Origin of the sequence: Bradyrhizobium sp. SZCCHNR1093 (genome assembly GCF_032381175.1) — a bacterium.
In the GTDB taxonomy this organism is placed as follows: domain Bacteria; phylum Pseudomonadota; class Alphaproteobacteria; order Rhizobiales; family Xanthobacteraceae; genus Bradyrhizobium.
In genome coordinates, this window is record NZ_JAUHJJ010000004.1 from 528,783 (window position 1) to 547,451 (window position 18,669).

Sequence of the window (18,669 nt, forward strand, 5' to 3'; positions counted from 1 at the left end):
TTCGTCAGTTCTCGGCATTGGGGCCTCATGGTTCGAGACGCCCGCCAAGTGGCGGGCTCCTCACCATGAGGGTTGAGAGTTTCGCGGTGGGTTAGCTTCGCTGTGAGTTTTCTCCCGCCACAGCCACCATCATCGTCCTGAGGAGCCCGCCGCAAGGCGGGCGTCTCGAAGGACGATTGGTTTGCTGAAGTACCTCCGCGCTACCGCAGCGTCGCCGAGACCTCCTGCGAGGTCACGAGAATGACCTGGCCGTCGAGGATCGGCTCGGCGATGCCGAAGAAGGTCGCCACCGCGGCGGAGCCGTTGTGGCGGTCCATCGCGGCCTTGTCAGCGAAGCGCTCGTAGGTCGTGAACAGACCGGGCTCGGTCTCGCTCTGCGAGATGAAGAACCCGATCGTCTCCGGCTCGCTCTCCGCGACATGGGCCGCGACGGCGACGAGAGCGTCGCGCATCGTGGCCTCATGTCCCGCCTTGGCCCTGATGACCGCGGTGATGGTGATCATCAGAACTCCTTCCAGTCGCCGTCCGCCTCGAATGCGCTCGCCGCCTGGTAGATGGTGGACTCGCCATAGTCCTTGCCGATCAGCATCAGGCCGACCGGCAGTCCGTCCGAGAGGCCGCACGGCAGGGTCATCGCCGGATGACCTGTGACGTCGAACGGGCTCGTCGTCGCGGTCATCTCGAAGGCGCGCTGCACGACCTCGGCGAGCGGCGCGTCCTTGGCCGGGATCGGCGTCGCGACGCAGGGCAAGGTCGGCATCAGCAACAGGTCATAGGAGCCGAACATGGCATCATAGGCCGCCTTGGCCTGGATCGCGATGTTGCGCGACTTCGCGTAGTAGCGGCCGCGATAGTGCTCGAGGCCCCACTGCCCGACCAGCATGGTCAACTTCAACGTCACCGACAGATCGTCGGCGCGCGTGCGCCAGCCGGAATGCGCGTCGAGCAGACCGACGTCGTAGAGCCCCTTCCAGTTGAAGCCCATGCCATTGCCGAGCATCATCTGCACCAGGAAGCCTTCGAGCGTGATCGGATTCCACGCCGCCAGCGCATGCATGTGTTCGGGGATCGAGACCTCGGACACCGAGGCGCCGAGCTTGGCGAAGCGCTCCGCGCCGGCCTTGACCTTGGAGATCACGCCCTCTTCCATGTTCGGCGCGCTGAAACCTTCCTTGAGCACGCCGATCTTGAGCCCCTTGACGCCCTTGCCGAGCGACTCGGTGTAGGCTGAAACCTTGGGCGCATATTGCCGGGGATCGAGCCCGTCGGCACCGGCCAGCACTTCGAGCAGCAGCGCATTGTCGGCCACCGACTTGGTCATCGGCCCGGTATGGTCGATCGTCGACTCGATCGGCATCACGCCGGTGTAGGGCACGAGGCCGTGGGTCGCCTTCATGCCGTAGATGCCGCAATACGACGCGGGGATACGGATCGAGCCGCCCTGGTCGCCGCCGATCGACATATCGACCTCGCCCGCCGCCACCAGCGCCGCGCTGCCCGACGACGAGCCGCCGGCCGAATAGCCCATTTTCCAGGGATTGTGCACCGGCGCGGGATTGGAGGTGTGGCTGCCGCCGGACAGGCAGAAGTGCTCGCACACCGCCTTGCCGACGATGGTGCCGCCGGCATCGAGGATGCGGGAGACGATGGTGGCGTCCGCCGCCGGAATGAACCCTTCCAGCGTGGTCGAGCCATTCATCATCGGAACGCCGGCGAGCGCGACGTTGTCCTTCAGCACGACGGTGCGGCCAGCGAGCTTGCCGGAGCCTGCGCCCTTCACCTCGGTCTTGATCGCCCAGGCGTTGTACTTGTTCTCCTTTGCCGGCGGCTTGGCGCCGGGCGTGCGCGGATATTTCACCGGCGGCAGCGGGTTCGGCAGCTCATCGATGATGTCGTACTGATCGAACATGCCGCCCATCAGCGACAGATATTCGGCGGCCTCCTCGACCGTCATGTTCATGTGCAGGCTGGCGGCGAGATCGGCGACTTCCTCGGCATTCGGGCGTTTGATGGACATGAGTCATCCTTTCTTGTGAGGACAAGCTGGGCAGAGACAGCAAATTGTCAGTTCAATGGGCCGGCGCAGCGCGCCGGTAGCTTCTAGCTCGGGACCATCTGACCTTCCCGGGCCAGCAGAGTCTCACGGTCGAGTTCCTCGGTAATGCGTCCCTTCTGGATGTGCAGGATGCGATCCGACAACGACGTGATGAATTCGAGGTTCTGCTCGACGACGATCAAAGACATCTTCCAGCGCGACTTCAGCGCCAGCAGGGTCTCGATGATCTCCTCGATGATCGATGGCTGGATGCCTTCGGTCGGTTCGTCCAACAGGATCAGCTTCGGCTTGGTGCAGAGGCAGCGCGCCAGCGCCAGCAATTGTTGCTCGCCGCCGGACAACGCGCCGCCGCGGCGGTCGAGCAGCCGCACCAGCCGCGGAAAGTCCTGCAGCACCATGTCGATGACGCCGCGATCCTCCTTGGGCGCCGATGCGAGCCCCATGCGCAGATTTTCCAGCACCGACAGGTCCGGGAAGATCTCGCGGCCCTGCGGCACCAGGCCGATGCCGAGCCTGGACCGCTCATGCGGCTTGAGATGGGTGATGGTCTTGCCCGCGAACACGACCGAGCCGTCGGTGGTCGGCAGATGCCCCATCAAGGTGCGCAGCGCCGTGGTCTTGCCCATGCCGTTATGGCCGAGGATGCCGAGGTACTCGCCGTCGGCCACGGACATGTCGATGCCGAACAGGATCGGGATCCGGCCATAGCCGGATTTGAGACCCTTGACCTCGAGAAGCATGCTCATGCCGCCACCTTCTTGCCGAGATAGACGTCGCGCACGCGCTGGTCGGCGAGCACCTTGTCGACGGTGTCCTCGACCAGCACCCGGCCCTGGTGGAAGACGGTGACGCGCTTGGCGATCTGCTTGATGAACTCCATGTCGTGCTCGACCACGACGATCGCGCGGGTCTGGTTGATCTCGCGGATGATCGCCGCGGTATGGAAGGTCTCTTCGTCGGTCATGCCCGCCGCGGGCTCGTCGAGCAGGATCAGCTCAGGCTCGGCGGCGAGCACCATGCCGATCTCGACCCATTGCCGCTGGCCGTGCGACAGGGTCGCGACGATGCTGTCGGCGTAGTCGGTCAGCCGGATCATCTCGAGCACGGCATTGACCGCCGGACCCTGCTGGCGCGGCGTCGCCTTGCGGCGTACCGCCATCCAGATGTTCTCGCGCACCGACAGGCCGTTGAACACATTCGGCACCTGGGTCTTGATGCCGATGCCCATGCGCGCGATCTCGTGCGACAGCTTGCCCGCGATCGGCATGCCGCGGAATGCGATGCTGCCCGACGTGGGCACCAGTTGTCCGGTCAGCGTCTTGAAGAACGTGCTCTTGCCGGCGCCGTTCGGGCCGATCAGGCAGCGCAGCTCCATCTCCTGAAGCGTGAAGGTGATGTTGTCATTGGCGACCACGCCGCCGAAGCGCATCGTCAGGTGCTCGGCCTTGAGCAGAGGAACCAGATCCGCCATGTCATTCGGCTCCTGCGGGATGCGGCGCCGCAGCTGGCTGCATCGGGGGACCGTTGGTCTTCCTGTCCGGCATCAGCCGCATCACGAGATCGCGGGCGGTCGGCACCATGCCCTTTGGCAGCAGCAGCACGAAGATCACCAGCACGCCGCCGAGCACGAGGTTGGAGTTCAAGAGCTGCTGCGAGCCGATATAGGCGACGATGTATTCGATCACGACGCAGCCGATGATCGGACCGAGCAAGGTGCCGAGACCGCCGACGGTGATCCAGATGATGATCTCGGCCGACAGCGACAGGCTGAAGATGGTGGGGCTGACAAAGGCGCCCCAGTTGACGTAGAGCGCGCCGGCAAGACCGGCAATCGCGCCGCCGAGGATGAAGGTCAGGCACTTCACGAGCCGCGGGTCATAGCCGAGCAGCGAGGCCCGCACCTCGTTCTCACGCACCGCGACGATGACGCGCCCGGCCGGCAGCGCCAGCAGCAGCCGCAGCAGCAGGAACACGCCAAGCAGCACATAGGCTGTCGTCCACCACGACTGCTCCGGCGACAGCACGGTCGACGGATCGAACGGCATGTTGAAGGTCGGCACCGCCGGCATGCCGTTGAAGCCGCCGAGCAGCGCCTTGCCGATCTTGTAGGCATCGCCCGAGGTCGAGTTGACCGAGTTGAACAGGATCAGGGTGACCGTGAGCGTGATGACGCCGAGATAGACGTCGGAGATGCGGCCGAAGAAGATGAAGTAGCCGAGGATCGCTGCGAACAGCGCCGGAATCACGATGGCCAGCAGGATCGCAGGCGTCGAATCCTGGAAATTGATGGCCGCGATGGCATAGGCATAGCCGCCGAGCCCGAAGAACGCGGTCTGCCCGAACGACAGGATGCCGCCATAGCCCCAGATGAAGGCGAGGCTCAGCGCCAGCACCGACATCGCGGCAAACAGCGTCAGCTGCATCAGGGCGAACAGCTCGATCACGCTCGGCACGATCGCAATCGCCACGATGGCAAGGACGATCGCACCCATCTGGCCCGCAAGACGGGAGTGCTTGGGCATCACAGGTTCCCCTTGAAGAAGCGCCCGGAGATGCCCTGCGGCAGCAAGCGGATCAGCACGATCGCGGTGGTGAAGACGATGACCTCGCCATAGACAGGCGTGGTGAAGTAGGCGCCGATCTGGTTGACCGAGCCGAACAGGCTTGCCGCGGACAGCGTGCCGGAGAGGATCGCCGCGCCGCCCCCGACCACGGTCATGAAGGCTTTTGCGACATAGGCACCGCCCATCACCGGGGTGATGCCTGACACCGGCGCCAGCAGGCCGCCGGCGAGGCCCGTCACGGCCGCGCCGAGCGCGAAGGTGCTCATGTAGACGCGGGCCGGATTGACGCCGAGCGTGGCCGCCATCGCCGGGTTCTGCATCGTCGCGCGGGCCACCAGGCCGAAGCGGGTGTAGCGCATCACGCCGTAGATGATCGCCATCATGACGGCCGCCATCAACGCAAGGAACAGCGTGTAGTAGCTCGACTGGTAGGATCCGATCGAGAAGCCGCCGAGCGGCGTCGGCACGCCCTGCTGGGTGTTGCCATAGATCGTCGTGACGATCCCGATGATCAGGAGGCTGAGGCCCCAGGTCGCGAGCATCGAATCGACGAGGCGGCCATAGAGAAAGCGGATCAGGCAGCGCTCGATGACGAGGCCGACGATGCCGACGAACAACGGCGCGATGATCAGCATCGCGATCCAGATGTTCACCCCGGCATTGGCGGAGATCACCGTCGCATAGGCCCCCAACATGATGAACTCGCCATGGGCGAGATTGATGATCTTCATCATGCCGAAGATGATCGCCAGTCCCAGGCACAGCAGGAACAGCGAGGAGATTCCATTGAGGACGTCGAGCGCGAGGATGACGTAGATCGCCATGCGTCAGGTCTTTCAGGGCAGTCCAATGAAACCGGGTCCCGCCGGATGGCGGGACCCGGCAGGCGTCAGAGATTGATGATGTACTGCTTGACGTCGTTCGGGTTCTTGACGAGGTCGCAGACACCAGCGGTGTCGGCCGGCTTGGCGTCGGTGTAGGTTTCCAGCACCGACCATTTGCGTTCCTTCACCTCGGCAAGGAACGCATTGCGGACCGTGTGATGCGTCGGCTTGTCCAGCGAGACCTTGCCGCTCGGACCATCGAAGACGAGGCCGCTTTCGAGCGCCTCGATCACCTTCATCCGGTCGATGCTGCCGGCCTTCTTGACGCCCTCGGCCCAGAGCATCACGCCTTCATAGGTGCACGAGGCGAGCTCGCTGATATAAGGCGAATCCGGATGCGCCTTCTTGATCTTCTCGACGAAGCTCTTGGAGGCCGGCGTGGTGAGTTCCTCGAAATAGCCGTAGGCGCCGATGATGGCGTCGCTCTCGGCGGCATCGAGCGTCGAGGGCTCGTTGACGAGGCCGAAGGTGGTCGAGGCGATCGGGATCTTCCCCTTCATGCCGGCCGCGGTCCACTGCCGGTAGAACGCCGTGTGGTTGCCGCCGACCAGCGCCGACAGGATGAGGTCGGGCTTGGCCGCCTGGATCTTCGAGATGGTGGAGCCGAAATTGGTGACGTCGAGCGGGAAGAAGTCGGTCGAGAGGATCTCGCCGCCATTGTCCTTGCAGTATTTGGTCATCCACTTCGCGGTGATCTGACCGTAATTGTAGTCGGCCGCGATGATGTAGGCCTTCTTGCCGGACTTCTTCATCGCGCTCGGCACAAGCTTCTCCACGGTCTGCGCCGGCGTCGTGCCGGTGCAGAAGGTGTTGCGGTCGCAGACGCCGCCTTCGTACAGCGTATTGTAGAAGTACAGCACCTTGAAGCGGTCGAAGGTCGGCCGGATCGCCTCGCGCGAGGCCGAGGTGATGCCGCCGTGAACGACGTCGACCTTGTCCTTCACCGCCAACTGCTGGGCGTATTGCGAGTACATCTGGATGTTGGACTGGGTGTCGTAGTGGATCACCTTTAAGGGACGTCCGAGCAGGCCGCCCGCGGCATTGATCTCCTCAACGGCAAGCTGCAGCGCATAGACCATCGGCGTGCCGGAGGTGCCGATAGGACCGGACTGGTCGTGCAGGCTGCCGACCGTGATCGGGTTCTCGGCCGCGAGCGCACCCGAGCGCAGCACGGCGGGTGCCGCGATCAATGTCGAGGTCGCGATGGCCGAGCGTTGCAGGAAACGACGTCGGGAGAGAGTCATAAAGGTCCCCATGGGTTGATGATGCCGGTTCATGATCCGCGATAAGTTTAAAATGACAATATTTGAAAAGGCAAGTGTTTTTAGGAAACGCCCTGCGCGCTAGCGCGACGCGACGACCGCGAAGTCGTAGCCGTCCAGCTCGGCGAGATGGATCGGGTGGCGTCCGCCAACCACCGGCTGCGCCTCGTTGCCGCGCGCCGTGCGCCGCTGCAGCGTGCGTCCGTAGAAGCGCCTGAGGTTGCGGGCGTCGAAGCTCTCGGCACGCTCGATCAGCGCGGCGAGCGCGTGAATCCCTTCGTAGCAGGATTCGCCGTAGCCGTTGGGCGGCGGCGGATTGTCGCCGAATGCCGTGTAGTAGCGCTCGAGGAACGCGCCGTTGTTGCGCGACCGCAGCGAGGCGAAATAGCTCGACGCCACGTAGACGTTCTCGGTCTCGCCGCTGTCGAGTCCGTAAACGATGGTCTCGTCGAAGGCGGACGAGAATCGCAGAACGTGGCGGCTGAGGCCGGCGGCGCAGAAGGCGCGGCTGAAGGCGATGCAGTCGAAGCCGAGAAAGACCGGCAGCACCACGTCGCTGCGCGTCGTCTTGATGCGGTCGAGCATCTCGTCGTAATCGTGGATGCCGACCGGCACGTAGCATTCGCCGGTCACCGTGCCGCCGAAGCGCGCGATCAGCCGCTTGGCGATCTGCAGCGACGAGCGCGGCCAGATGTAGTCGTTGCCGCAGAGGAAGAACCGCCGGGCGCGCTTGACCTCCGAGAGCCACTGCACCGCCGGCCCCAGCAATTCGCCGGCGGTCTCGCCCGTGGTCATCACGTCGCTGTTCGCCGACAGACCTTCGAACTGGGGCGTGTAGACGAACGGCACGCGGCCGCGCGCGGCTTGCGCGACAGGATCGCGCGCGTAGCTCGGCATCATGCCGACGAGGCCGTCGACGGCGAGTTCGTCGACCGCCTCGACCGCAGCCCGGCCCGCGCTGGCGGCGGTCGCGCCGGCGTCGATGACGATCAGCTCGACCTGTCGGCGGCGGATGCCGGCGGCCTGGTTGAGCTCGGTCACGGCCAGCCGCCCGCAGGCTTCGGCGGAGGGCGCCCACAACCCTGCCGAGCCGCGCTGAGGAATGATCAGGCCGATCCGAACGCTGCGCAAACGTGCCGCCTCTGCTGTTGCAGAGGAATTGCACTCACGAATCGTGCCAAGCGCGTTTTGGCGTCATCGGGGTCGTTCGTGTACCAAAGATCGCCGATTTTGGTTCTGGAACCTGACGCTGGTCAAAACATCGGCGCGTCATCGCCCACTCCTTGGGCAGCCGCTGCCGTGGCCTTGATGTCTCACCGTGGCCCGCGACTCACGGCGCGGTGGCGAGCGTCTTGCTCATTGGATAGGAGGCCGCGGTGCCGAACTTGCCGGCGGGCACGCCGACATCGGCGTAGCCGCGGGCAAGATAGAATCGGTGCGCCGTTTCGGTGCTGAGCAGCGCGACGTCGCGGGCGCCCAGTGCCATCGCCCGGCGCTCCAGCTCCGCCAACAGCGCCGAACTGATTCCACGAAAGCGCGCCTGCGGCGACACGTAGTTGGCCGTGATCTCGCCGGGGTGCGCGAGCCCGCCGACGGCGAGAATCGCCCCCTCCTCGACCGCCACCAACAGCGACCGGCCTTGCCCGTCGGCCCAGGTCGCGACGTTGTCCGGCGTCTTGTTGGCGAGCCAGCGGCCAAGGATGTCGGGATCGCCGCGGTGATCAGCCACGCACAGTTGGATGATGGATGCCCGCAGCATCTCGCAGGCCGCCGTTGCGTCTTCCGGTGTCGCATCGCGAATGACCATTCAATCCCTCTCTCGAACGGAGGGAACGCGATGCGCTCCTGCTACTCGCGCTTGCCCTGCACCCAGCTCTCGAGCATCTGCAGCGCCGAGGCGCGGTCATCGTCGGAGGCCTTGGCGAAGGCGCGGTTGTAGCTCTCCTTGATCCAGGCTTCGTCCGCACCGGCGCTGTCGCGCGCCAAGGTGAGCCACATCAGGCCGCGCGCCGGCTGGCGCGGCAGCCGGTCGCCGTTGAACAGCATCTGGCCGAGCAGCGCCTGGGCCTGATGCTGGCCCTTCTGCGCGGCGAGGCCAAGCCAGCGCGCGCCATAGCGGAAGTCGTCGCGCGAGGCATCCGCCGTCTTCAGGTACATCCGCGCCAGGTCGTATTGGGCGTCGGCATTGCCGAAGTAGGACGCCGCATAGGAGAACATCTCCCGCGCGCGATCCGGATCGGCCTTCACCTTCGTGTTGGGGATGCCGCTCAGGTAATAGCGGCCAAGCGCGACAAAGGCATTGGCGACGATCTGCGCCTGCGGCGCCGACGGACTGTCCTCCGCATGCGCATTGGCGATGCGGCTGAAATAGTCGAAGGCGCGCATGTCATCCCGCGCAACGCCATCGCCAGCCGCATACATGCGGCCGAGCTTGAACTGCGCAACCGGGTGACCTTCCTCCGCCGCGTATTGCAGCGCCGTCAGCGACTGCGTGGGCGACGTGGAGGACGTGGTCGCAGGCAACGCCTTGCGCAGCGCGCCGGCGCCGGCCTGAGCTCCAGCCACGGGGATCGCCGGCTCCTGGTTGACCGGAGCGCCATCGAACGCGAACGATGGCGTCGGCAACGCGAGCGGGGCAACCCCCAGCATCAATGCGAAAATGATCCGATCAGATGTCCGCATAGCAATACTTCTCTTGCGCACCACCTGGGTGAGTCACGGCGCCCGCCACGGCCGGCCCCACCTGCTGGGCATATTTCCAAAGTGCACCTGACGTGTGATGCGTCTCACGCGGCGTCCACTTGGTCTTGCGTGTCGCCAGCTCGGCATCGCTCAACTTCACGTTAAGGATACCCGCCTCGGCGTCGATCTCGATGATGTCGCCATCCTCGACCAGAGCGATCGTTCCGCCGACCGCCGCCTCTGGTCCGATGTGGCCGATGCAGAAGCCGCGGGTCGCGCCCGAGAACCGGCCATCGGTGATGAGCGCGATCTTGCCGCCCATGCCCTGCCCGGTCAGCGCCGCCGTCGTCTGCAGCATCTCCCGCATGCCCGGACCGCCGCGCGGCCCCTCGTAGCGAATGACGATCACCTCGCCTTCGCGATAGGTGCGCTTCTGGACGGCGTCAAAGGCGTCCTCTTCCCGATCAAAGCAGCGGGCCGGCCCAGAGAATTTCAAGTTCGACATGCCCGCGACTTTCACGATCGCGCCCTCCGGCGCGAGATTGCCTTTCAGACCGACGACACCCCCGGTTGCAGTGATCGGCTGGTCGGCCGGCATCACCACGTCCTGGTGCGGATTCCACTTCACGCCTTTGAGGTTTTCGGCGATCGTCCGGCCGGTGACTGTGAGGCAGTCGCCGTTCAAATAGCCATGGTCGAGCAACGTCTTCATCAAGAGCGGAATGCCACCAGCCTCGAACATGTCTTTGGCGACATAGCGGCCACCCGGCTTCAAATCCGCGATATAAGGTGTCTTTTTGAAGATTTCGGCGACGTCGAATAAGTCGAACTTGATGCCCGCCTCGTGTGCAATCGCAGGTAGATGCAGCGCAGCATTGGTCGACCCGCCGGACGCCGCCACAACCGCAGCGGCATTCTCCAGGGATTTTCGCGTGACGATGTCGCGCGGGCGGATATTGGCGGCGATCAGCTCCATGACCTGTTCGCCAGCCGTCATGCAGAACGAATCGCGGATTTCGTAAGGCGCCGGGGCGCCGGCCGAATAAGGCAGCGCCAGCCCGATCGCCTCAGAGACCGTCGCCATCGTATTGGCCGTGAACTGGGCGCCGCAGGCGCCGGCCGATGGACAGGCGACGCGCTCGAGCTCGTCGAGGTCCTCGTCCGACATCGCACCCACCGAATGCTTGCCGACGGCCTCGAACATGTCCTGCACCGTGACCTGCTGGCCGCGAAAATTGCCCGGCAGAATCGAGCCGCCATAGATGAAGATCGAAGGCACGTTGAGCCGGACCATCGCCATCATCATGCCCGGCAGCGATTTGTCGCAGCCGGCGAGCCCGACCAGCGCATCGTAGGAATGGCCGCGAATCGTCAGCTCGACGGAATCGGCGATCGCCTCGCGCGACGGCAGCGACGAGCGCATGCCGTCATGGCCCATCGCGATGCCGTCGGTCACGGTGATGGTGCAGAATTCGCGCGGCGTGCCGCCCGCATGCGCCACGCCCTTCTTGACCGCCTGGGCCTGCCGCATCAGCGCGATGTTGCAGGGCGCGGCCTCGTTCCAGCACGAGGCGACGCCGACAAAGGGCTGGTGGATCTGGGCCGTGGTCAGGCCCATCGCGTAGAGATAAGACCGATGCGGCGCACGCTCGGGCCCTTCCGTCACATGACGGCTGGGCAGCCTGCGCTTGATGTCGGTCTTCGCGTCCATCGCTGTTCTGGCCTCCCGGTGCTGAGGAGAACGCTAAAATCCTAGAAATGGATTTTCGGCAGCCTCACACGCACTGGTTATGTTCTGATCAAAGTATTTCACGACCAGGTGTGGCTAAAAAGCGGCGCGTTTGCGGAGCGCCGGAGATTGTTACCAAAACTTCGTAAACTGTGGCAACGTCGCAACATTCGTGGCCGACACGCAACCATCCGCGGTTAGCATGGAGAGCGAAAGCTACTCGGGCACCACCCCGGAGGCTCGGATCATCGGCCACCATTTATGGATCTCGGCGCGCTGCAGGGTTCCAAGGGCGGCCGGACTGCGCTGGTCCGCCGCCGGCATCTGCAACCCCAGGTTTTTCAACTGATTTTTCACATCCGGCTCATCCAGCGCAGCCACGGCGGCCGCATTGAGCGTGTCGACGATCTCCTTGCTGACGCCCTTCGGGAGCCAGAGTCCAGACCACAGGGTCATGTGGAAGCCCGGCAGGCCGGCTTCATCGGTGGTCGGGATCTCGGGCGCGGAATCGAGGCGCTTGGCGTCCGTGACGGCGTAGGCGCGGATCGTGCCGGCGCGGACCTGGTTGATGGCATTGGAGGTCTGGTCGACGATCAGATCGATCTGGCCGGCGACGAGATCGTTCATCGCCGGCCCCGTGCCGCGATAGGGCACGTATTGCAGCTTGAGGCCGGTGACCTGCTCGAAATAGAGGCCTGCGATGTGGCTGCCGGAGCCGTTGCCCGCCGTGCCGGCCGATACGGGGTTCGGCTGCGACGTCACCCAGGCGAGAAACTCCGGCAGCGTTTTGGCCGGGATGTTGTTCCTGCTGACGATGATCATCGGATTGCTCGGCAGCAGCACGACCGGCTCGAGATCGGCGTCGAGGTCATAGCCAAGCCGGTAGACGGCGCCGTTCGCGACGTGGGTGCCGAGATGGCCGAAGCTCACGGTGTAGCCGTCGGGCTTCGAGCGCACCGCGCGTCCCACGCCGATCGAGCCGCCCGCGCCGGTCACGTTCTCGACCAGCACGGGCTGGCCGAGCGTCCGTTTCATGTGTTCGGCGAGGATGCGCATCATCGCATCCGATGGGCCGCCGGCGGCGAACGGCACGATCACGGTGATCGCGCGCGAGGGGTAGGTGTCGGCGCGCGCTGGCACCGCCAGAGCCAGGCACGCAAACAGCACGGCGCAAAGAGCTCGTCGCATCACGTCCTCCCTTGTGTCGCACGCGCCGGTCACAGACGCGAATGCGTCTGCGCCGGAGCATGTGCTCGAGGCCGCGGTGCTGTTTTGTTAGTTAGAACTGCCCGAAGTCGATCGGCTGGTGACGATCGAGCGTCCGGGTGACCGGCGGCAGCGGATATTTAAGTCCTGTCGCGCAATTGAACAGCATGACGCGATCGTTTTTCGTCACGCGTCCGTCGGCTAGGCTCTGCTTGTAGGCGGCATAGGTCGCCGCGCCTTCCGGGCACAACAGCAGCCCCTCCTCGCGCGCGACTTCGCTGAGCGCAGATGAAATCTTCTCGTCATCGACCGCGATGGCGAAACCTTTGCTCTCGCGCACGGCGCGCAGGATAAGGAAATCACCGACCGCCTGGGGCACACGGATGCCGGACGCGATGGTGTGGGCATCCTCCCAGCGCGTCGCATGCTCGACGCCCTGCTCGAAGGCGCGCACCATCGGCGCGCAGCCGGAGGCCTGCACCGCCACCATGCGCGGGCGCTTCGAGCCGATGAAGCCGATCTTCTCCAATTCGTCGAACGCCTTCCACATGCCGATCAGGCCGGTGCCGCCGCCGGTCGGATAGAAGATCACGTCGGGCACGTCCCAGCCGAGCTGCTCGGCGAGCTCCAGGCCCATCGTCTTCTTGCCCTCGATGCGATAGGGCTCCTTCAGGGTCGAGGTATCGAACCAGCCGACCTTGGCCTTGCCCTCGCCGACGATCTTGCCGCAATCGTCGATCAGCCCGTTGACGCGATAGACGGTCGCGCCCTGCAGCTCGATCTCGCTGACGTTTACCTCCGGCGTATCGGCCGGGCAGAAGATCGTGGTCTTGATGCCGCAGGAGGTCGCATAAGCCGCGAGCGCAGCACCGGCATTGCCGTTGGTCGGCATCGCCATGTGCCTGATGCCGAGTGCCTTGCCCATCGACACCGCCATCACCAGGCCGCGCGCCTTGAACGAGCCGGTCGGCAGCCGGCCCTCATCCTTCACGATGATCTCGCCGCCGCCGAGCTTCTTCGACAGCTTGGGCAGATTGATCAGCGGCGTCATCACCTCGCCGAGGCTGACGATGTCCTGGCATTTGCGCACCGGCAGCAGCTCGCGATAGCGCCACATGTCGGCCGGACGCTGCGCGAGCGCGTCCTTGGTGAGCGCCTGCTTCACGCCGGCGAGATCGTAGCGCACCAGGAGCGGCTTGCCGGCCTTGGACAGGTTGTGGACCTGGTCCGCCGGATAATGATCGCCCTCCATCGCGCATTCGAGGTGGGTGACGAAGGTCGGGCGTTCGATAGTGAGATTGTCGCTGGATTTCACGGCAGGACTTTCAGGTTGGCCCGTCTGGTTGCATCCGTCATTGCCGGGCTTGACCCGGCAATCCATCCTCTTCGCGAACGTTCCAGAAGCGCGATGGATGCGCGGGTCAAGCCCGCGCATGACGACGGGAAACGCGACTACATGTTCAGCACGCGGCCGTAGGCGTCGAGCACGGCTTCCTTCATCATCTCCGACAGCGTCGGATGCGGGAACACCGTGTGCATCAGCTCTTCCTCTGTCGTTTCGAGGTTCATTGCCACGACATAGCCCTGGATCAGCTCGGTGACCTCGGCGCCGACCATGTGGGCGCCGATCAGCTGTCCCGTCTTCTTGTCGAAGATCACCTTGACCAGACCCTGGTCCTCGCCGAGCGCGATCGCCTTGCCATTGCCGACGAAGGGGAAGCGGCCGACGCGGATGTCGCGGCCCTGCTCCTTGGCCTTGGCCTCGGTGAGCCCGACGGAGGCGACCTGAGGATGGCAATAGGTGCAGCCGGGAATGAGGTTCTTGTCCATCGGATGCGGATGCAGGCCCTTGATCGCCTCGATGCAGACGACGCCCTCGTGCTCGGCCTTGTGCGCCAGCATCGGGGGGCCAGCGACGTCGCCGATCGCGTAGAGGCCGGGCACGTTGGTCTTGCCGTAGCCGTCGATCACGATGCAGCCGCGATCGGTCTTCACGCCCAGCTTCTCCAGGCCGAGATTCTCGATGTTGCCGACCACACCGACCGCCGAGATCACGCGATCGAACTCGACCGACTCGGTCTTGCCCTTGCCGTCGTCGATCGTCGCCACCACGCTGTCGCTCTTCTTGTCGAGCTTGGTGACCTTGGCCCCCGTCATGATCTTGAGGCCCTGCTTCTCCAGCTGCTTGCGCGCGATGCCGGCGATCTCGGCGTCCTCCACGGGGAGAATCTGCGGCAGCACCTCGACCACGGTGACCTCGGAGCCCATGGTGCGGAAGAACGAGGCGAACTCGATGCCGATCGCGCCGGAGCCGACGACCAGCAGCGACTTCGGCATCTTGTCCGGCACCATCGCCTCGAAATAGGTCCAGATCAGCTTCTTGTCCGGCTCGAGGCCCGGCAGCACGCGCGGCCGCGCGCCTGTCGCGACGATGATATGCTTGGCCTGATAGGTCCCCTCGCCGAGCGCGCCCTTGGGCGCCTCGACATCCGACTTGGTCACCGTGATCTTGCCGGGCGCATCGATCGCGGCGCGCCCCCAGATCACCTGGACCTTGTTCTTCTTCATCAGGAAGCCGACGCCGTCGTTCAGCCGCTTGGAGACGCCGCGCGAGCGCTGCACCACCGCCTTCGGATCGTAGGAGATCTTCTCGGCAGAGAGGCCGTAATCCTTGGCGTGCTGCATGTAGTGATAGATCTCGGCCGAGCGTAAGAGCGCCTTGGTCGGGATGCAGCCCCAGTTCAGGCAGATACCACCGAGGTAGGACTTCTCGATGATCGCGGTCTTGAACCCGAGTTGGGCTGCGCGGATTGCGGCGACGTAGCCGCCCGGGCCGGAGCCGATGATGATGACGTCGAAGGATGTGTCGGCCATTACGGCTCCCATTCAACTGAAGCAGTTGGAAATCAGATGGTCGTGGTGCTGCCGACGGAACGTCGCCAGATCAAGGCTCGAATAATTGCCTCCAGCAGCATCAGCACAGCGCAGATCGCGAATCCGGCGAGCACGATTGGCGCCCAGATGCCGCGCGACAGCGCCTCGCCGGAGAAGAAAGCAGAATGGATGACGTCGATCCCGAGCGGGTTGGCGAGCAGCGCGACGCTTACCAGTGCCGTGATCCAGGGCCACCGCGTTCTGATCCGCATGCGCTGGCCCCGTTTGCCATCCCGCTCCGGAAAGCAACATCACACCATCATCATCACGGGATTCTCGATCAGCTGCTTGAAGGCGCCGATCAGCTCGGCGCCGAGCGCGCCGTCGATGGCGCGATGGTCGCACGACAGGGTCACGCTCATCATGCTCGCGATCTCGATCTTGCCGTTGCGCACCACGGGCCGCTCCTCCGAGGTGCCGACCGCGAGGATCGTCGCATGCGGCGGATTGATCACGGCGGTGAAATGGTTGATGCCGTACATGCCGAGGTTGGACACCGCCGTGGTGCCGCCCTGATATTCCTCCGGCTTCAGCTTGCGCGAGCGGGCGCGTGCGGCAAAATCCTTCATCTCGCCGGAGATGGCCGAAAGCGTCTTGGTCTCGGCCTTGCGGATGATCGGCGTGATCAGGCCCCCCGGCATCGCCACGGCGACGCCGACGTCGGAATGCTTGTGCTTGACCATGCCGCCTTCGGTCCAGCTGACGTTGCAGTTCGGGATCTTCTGCAGCGCCACCGCCATCGCCTTGATGACGAAGTCGTTGACCGACAGCTTGTAGAGCGGCTTCTTCTCCTTGTCCTTCGGCGCCGCCGCATTGATCTCCTCGCGCGCGGCCAAGAGCTTGCCGATGTCGCAGTCGATCGTCAGGTAGAAGTGCGGGACGTTCTGCACGGATGCGGTCAGGCGCTGCGCGATGGTGCGGCGCATGCCATCATGCGGGATGACCTCGTAGGAGCCCGGCTCGAACAGCGCCAGGATCTGCTTGTCCGACATCGAGGGCGCGAGCGCGGGGGCGCCTGCCGCGGCGGTTGCGGCTGACGGCGCGGCCTTGAGGCCCTTGCCCGATTTCGCCTCCTCGACGTCACGCGCGACCACGCGGCCATGCGGGCCGGTGCCGGTGATGCGGGCGAGATCGATGCCGGCATCCTTGGCGAGCCGCCGTGCCAGCGGCGAGGAGAAGATGCGGGCGTGGCCGTTGACCTGGAGCGCAGCCGCAGGCGCGGCGGGCGCAGGAGCCGCGGCCGGCTTGGGCGCGGACGCAGCGGCAGGCGCAGGCGTCGCGGCGGGCGCCGCAGATGCCGTCGGCTTGGCTTCGGCCTTCGGAGCTGCTGCCGCCGGCGCGCTGCCGGCCGCCTTGACGTCCTCGCCCTCGCCAGCGAGCACCGCGATCACGTCGTTGACCGGAACGTCCTGCGTGCCTTCCGGCACCAGGATCTTGGCGAGCGTACCTTCGTCGACCGCCTCGACTTCCATCGTGGCCTTGTCGGTCTCGATCTCGGCGATGACCTCGCCGGACTTGACCTGGTCGCCTTCCTTCTTGAGCCAACGAGCAAGGTTGCCCTTCTCCATCGTCGGCGACAGCGCGGGCATGAGAATGTTGATCGGCATGATCAGTGACCTTGTTTCGACCTGGGGCTGGTGGTGCCCGTGTCGGTCGGCCGAGCCAGCTCGGCTTCGAACATCTCGACGATGCGCTGCAGCGCCTCGTCTTCGGAATAATCGCTCTCGCGCGCATAGGCGCGCGCAGCATGGCGGGCGACGTCGACCAGGAGCAGCCCCCACACGTCGGGCTCCTCGAAGGCGCGCTGGAAGGCGATCGAGAGCCCGCCATCGAGCACGAAGGCGCGCAACACTTCGGTGGCGTCCTCGCGGTCGATGACGTCCGGCGGCAATGGCTGCTCCTTGGGTCCGGCCATCTGGGCTTTCCCTTAGCGGTAGCAGACGGATTTGGCGGCCTGCACGACCTCCGCCGCCGACGGCAGCGCGAGCTTCTCGAGGTTGGCCGCATACGGCATCGGCACGTCCTTGCCGGACACGCGGACGACCGGCGCATCGAGATAGTCGAAGGCGTGCTCCATGATGCGCGCGGCAATCTCGGCACCGACGCCGCTCTGCGCCCACCCCTCTTCCACCGTGACGGCGCGGCCGGTCTTCTTGACCGAGGCGACGATGGTCTCCGTATCCATCGGGCGCAGGGTGCGCAGGTCGATCACCTCGGCCTCGATGCCCTCCTTGGCGAGCTCGTCGGCGGCCTTGAGCGCATAGGTCATGCCGTTCGACCACGCGATGATCGTCACGTCCTTTCCGGCGCGCGCGATGCGCGCCTTGCCGATCGGGATCACGTAGTCGTCGAGCTTCGGGACCTCGCCGGAATGACCGTACAGCACCTCGTTCTCGAGGAAGATCACCGGGTTCGGATCACGGATCGCGGCCTTCAGCAGGCCCTTGGCGTCGGCCGCCGAATACGGCGCGACCACCTTCAGACCGGGCACGTGCGAGTACCAGGACGAGTAGTCCTGGCTGTGCTGGGCGGCAACGCGCGCCGCCGCGCCGTTCGGGCCGCGGAACACGATCGAGCAGCCCATCTGGCCGCCGGACATGTACAAGGTCTTGGCCGCCGAGTTGATGATCTGGTCGATCGCCTGCATGGCGAAGTTGAAGGTCATGAACTCGACGATCGGCTTCAGGCCGGCCATCGCGGCACCGACACCGATGCCGGCGAAGCCGTGCTCGGTGATCGGCGTGTCCATCACGCGGCGGGCGCCGAACTCCTGCAGCAGGCCCTGGGTGACCTTGTAGGCGCCCTGATATTCGGCGACCTCCTCGCCCATGATGAAGACGTCGCCGTCGCGGCGCATCTCCTCGGCCATCGCGTCGCGCAGCGCCTCGCGGATGGTCTGCGTGACCATCTCGGTGCCGGCGGGCACCTCGGGATCGGGCTGAGCGATGCTCTGCGGCGCAGCCACGCCGGTCGGCGCGGGCGCGGCCGGCGTGGCTGCGGCAGGCTCGGACGGCGGCGCCGATTGCGCAGCCTTCGTCTCGGCCGCAGGTGATGCGGCCTTGCCGAGATCGGCCGCGGTCTCACCGTCCGCGAGGATGGTCGCGATCGGCGTATTGACCGCGACGTCGGCGGTGCCTTCGGGGATCAGGATCTTGCCGAGCGTGCCCTCGTCGGTCGCCTCGACCTCCATCGTGGCCTTGTCGGTCTCGATCTCGGCGATCACGTCACCCGACTTGATCGCCTCGCCTTCCTTTTTCAGCCATTTGGAGAGATTGCCCTTCTCCATCGTGGGCGACAGCGCAGGCATCAAAACTTGAATTGGCATATCAGCTCCGGACAAAACAGCGTCTGC

The 18,669-nt window shown here is 65.2% G+C and carries 18 protein-coding genes; all 18 read right to left on the reverse strand.

What is annotated here, in order from left to right; translation table 11 throughout:
• Nucleotides 1-200 precede the first annotated feature (200 nt).
• The 18 genes from QX070_RS17040 to QX070_RS17125 all read right to left on the reverse strand — a co-directional run bounded on the left by QX070_RS17040 (nucleotide 201) and on the right by QX070_RS17125 (nucleotide 18,642).
• On the reverse strand, nucleotides 201-503 hold the full coding sequence (locus QX070_RS17040; protein WP_315738167.1) for a putative quinol monooxygenase: 303 nt from the start codon (nucleotides 501-503) through the stop codon (nucleotides 201-203).
• On the reverse strand, nucleotides 503-2,017 hold the full coding sequence (locus QX070_RS17045; RefSeq protein ID WP_315738168.1) for an amidase: 1,515 nt from the start codon (nucleotides 2,015-2,017) through the stop codon (nucleotides 503-505). The genes QX070_RS17040 and QX070_RS17045 overlap by 1 nt, the downstream gene beginning before the upstream one ends.
• A gap of 83 nt (nucleotides 2,018-2,100) precedes the next feature.
• Complete coding sequence (locus tag QX070_RS17050) at nucleotides 2,101-2,802, reverse strand: ABC transporter ATP-binding protein (protein ID WP_315738169.1); 702 nt, start codon at nucleotides 2,800-2,802, stop codon at nucleotides 2,101-2,103.
• Nucleotides 2,799-3,527 (reverse strand): ATP-binding cassette domain-containing protein, encoded by a 729-nt coding sequence (locus QX070_RS17055; RefSeq protein WP_315738170.1) that lies wholly within the window; start codon nucleotides 3,525-3,527, stop codon nucleotides 2,799-2,801. The genes QX070_RS17050 and QX070_RS17055 overlap by 4 nt, the downstream gene beginning before the upstream one ends.
• A 1-nt stretch (nucleotide 3,528) precedes the next feature.
• The gene (locus QX070_RS17060; RefSeq protein WP_315738171.1) at nucleotides 3,529-4,578 is read right to left on the reverse strand and encodes a branched-chain amino acid ABC transporter permease; all 1,050 of its coding nucleotides are present in this window, start codon (nucleotides 4,576-4,578) and stop codon (nucleotides 3,529-3,531) included.
• Nucleotides 4,578-5,444 (reverse strand): ABC transporter permease subunit, encoded by an 867-nt coding sequence (locus tag QX070_RS17065; protein WP_315738172.1) that lies wholly within the window; start codon nucleotides 5,442-5,444, stop codon nucleotides 4,578-4,580. Before QX070_RS17065 ends, QX070_RS17060 begins: the two co-directional genes overlap by 1 nt.
• Nucleotides 5,445-5,509: 65 nt before the next feature.
• A complete protein-coding gene (locus tag QX070_RS17070; protein WP_315738173.1) occupies nucleotides 5,510-6,748 on the reverse strand; it encodes an ABC transporter substrate-binding protein in 1,239 nt (412 codons plus the stop codon).
• Nucleotides 6,749-6,847: 99 nt separating this feature from the next.
• A complete protein-coding gene (locus QX070_RS17075) occupies nucleotides 6,848-7,897 on the reverse strand; it encodes a substrate-binding domain-containing protein (protein ID WP_315738174.1) in 1,050 nt (349 codons plus the stop codon).
• 199 nt (nucleotides 7,898-8,096) lie between these two features.
• Nucleotides 8,097-8,573, reverse strand: coding sequence for a GNAT family N-acetyltransferase (locus QX070_RS17080; RefSeq protein ID WP_315738175.1), 477 nt, complete (start codon nucleotides 8,571-8,573; stop codon nucleotides 8,097-8,099).
• Between the two features lie 41 nt (nucleotides 8,574-8,614).
• Complete coding sequence (locus QX070_RS17085; protein ID WP_409997702.1) at nucleotides 8,615-9,331, reverse strand: tetratricopeptide repeat protein; 717 nt, start codon at nucleotides 9,329-9,331, stop codon at nucleotides 8,615-8,617.
• A 103-nt stretch (nucleotides 9,332-9,434) separates the two neighbouring features.
• Nucleotides 9,435-11,159 (reverse strand): dihydroxy-acid dehydratase, encoded by a 1,725-nt coding sequence (gene ilvD / locus QX070_RS17090; RefSeq protein WP_315738177.1) that lies wholly within the window; start codon nucleotides 11,157-11,159, stop codon nucleotides 9,435-9,437.
• Nucleotides 11,160-11,393: 234 nt separating this feature from the next.
• Nucleotides 11,394-12,365: a tripartite tricarboxylate transporter substrate binding protein BugD gene (locus QX070_RS17095; RefSeq protein ID WP_315738178.1), complete on the reverse strand. Its 972-nt coding sequence runs from the start codon at nucleotides 12,363-12,365 to the stop codon at nucleotides 11,394-11,396.
• A 91-nt stretch (nucleotides 12,366-12,456) separates the two neighbouring features.
• On the reverse strand, nucleotides 12,457-13,698 hold the full coding sequence (locus QX070_RS17100) for a threonine synthase (RefSeq protein WP_315738179.1): 1,242 nt from the start codon (nucleotides 13,696-13,698) through the stop codon (nucleotides 12,457-12,459).
• Between the two features lie 137 nt (nucleotides 13,699-13,835).
• Complete coding sequence (gene lpdA, locus QX070_RS17105; protein WP_315738180.1) at nucleotides 13,836-15,257, reverse strand: dihydrolipoyl dehydrogenase; 1,422 nt, start codon at nucleotides 15,255-15,257, stop codon at nucleotides 13,836-13,838.
• A gap of 32 nt (nucleotides 15,258-15,289) precedes the next feature.
• The gene (locus tag QX070_RS17110) at nucleotides 15,290-15,529 is read right to left on the reverse strand and encodes a hypothetical protein (RefSeq protein WP_315738181.1); all 240 of its coding nucleotides are present in this window, start codon (nucleotides 15,527-15,529) and stop codon (nucleotides 15,290-15,292) included.
• Between the two features lie 39 nt (nucleotides 15,530-15,568).
• Nucleotides 15,569-16,924 (reverse strand): pyruvate dehydrogenase complex dihydrolipoamide acetyltransferase, encoded by a 1,356-nt coding sequence (locus QX070_RS17115; RefSeq protein ID WP_315738182.1) that lies wholly within the window; start codon nucleotides 16,922-16,924, stop codon nucleotides 15,569-15,571.
• Between the two features lie 2 nt (nucleotides 16,925-16,926).
• Entirely contained in the window at nucleotides 16,927-17,232 is a 306-nt protein-coding gene (locus tag QX070_RS17120) for a DUF5076 domain-containing protein (protein ID WP_315738183.1), read from the reverse strand.
• A 12-nt stretch (nucleotides 17,233-17,244) separates the two neighbouring features.
• Complete coding sequence (locus tag QX070_RS17125; RefSeq protein WP_315738184.1) at nucleotides 17,245-18,642, reverse strand: pyruvate dehydrogenase complex E1 component subunit beta; 1,398 nt, start codon at nucleotides 18,640-18,642, stop codon at nucleotides 17,245-17,247.
• Between the last annotated feature and the right edge of the window lie 27 nt (nucleotides 18,643-18,669).

Coding starts and splice junctions, on each gene's coding strand:
- QX070_RS17040 (WP_315738167.1), bottom strand. CDS start 503: ATGATCACCATCACCGCGGTCATCAGGGCCAAGGCGGGACATGAGGCC.
- QX070_RS17045 (WP_315738168.1), bottom strand. CDS start 2,017: ATGTCCATCAAACGCCCGAATGCCGAGGAAGTCGCCGATCTCGCCGCC.
- QX070_RS17050 (WP_315738169.1), bottom strand. CDS start 2,802: ATGAGCATGCTTCTCGAGGTCAAGGGTCTCAAATCCGGCTATGGCCGG.
- QX070_RS17055 (WP_315738170.1), bottom strand. CDS start 3,527: ATGGCGGATCTGGTTCCTCTGCTCAAGGCCGAGCACCTGACGATGCGC.
- QX070_RS17060 (WP_315738171.1), bottom strand. CDS start 4,578: ATGCCCAAGCACTCCCGTCTTGCGGGCCAGATGGGTGCGATCGTCCTT.
- QX070_RS17065 (WP_315738172.1), bottom strand. CDS start 5,444: ATGGCGATCTACGTCATCCTCGCGCTCGACGTCCTCAATGGAATCTCC.
- QX070_RS17070 (WP_315738173.1), bottom strand. CDS start 6,748: ATGACTCTCTCCCGACGTCGTTTCCTGCAACGCTCGGCCATCGCGACC.
- QX070_RS17080 (WP_315738175.1), bottom strand. CDS start 8,573: ATGGTCATTCGCGATGCGACACCGGAAGACGCAACGGCGGCCTGCGAG.
- ilvD (WP_315738177.1), bottom strand. CDS start 11,159: ATGGACGCGAAGACCGACATCAAGCGCAGGCTGCCCAGCCGTCATGTG.
- QX070_RS17095 (WP_315738178.1), bottom strand. CDS start 12,365: ATGCGACGAGCTCTTTGCGCCGTGCTGTTTGCGTGCCTGGCTCTGGCG.
- lpdA (WP_315738180.1), bottom strand. CDS start 15,257: ATGGCCGACACATCCTTCGACGTCATCATCATCGGCTCCGGCCCGGGC.
- QX070_RS17110 (WP_315738181.1), bottom strand. CDS start 15,529: ATGCGGATCAGAACGCGGTGGCCCTGGATCACGGCACTGGTAAGCGTC.
- QX070_RS17115 (WP_315738182.1), bottom strand. CDS start 16,924: ATGCCGATCAACATTCTCATGCCCGCGCTGTCGCCGACGATGGAGAAG.
- QX070_RS17120 (WP_315738183.1), bottom strand. CDS start 17,232: ATGGCCGGACCCAAGGAGCAGCCATTGCCGCCGGACGTCATCGACCGC.
- QX070_RS17125 (WP_315738184.1), bottom strand. CDS start 18,642: ATGCCAATTCAAGTTTTGATGCCTGCGCTGTCGCCCACGATGGAGAAG.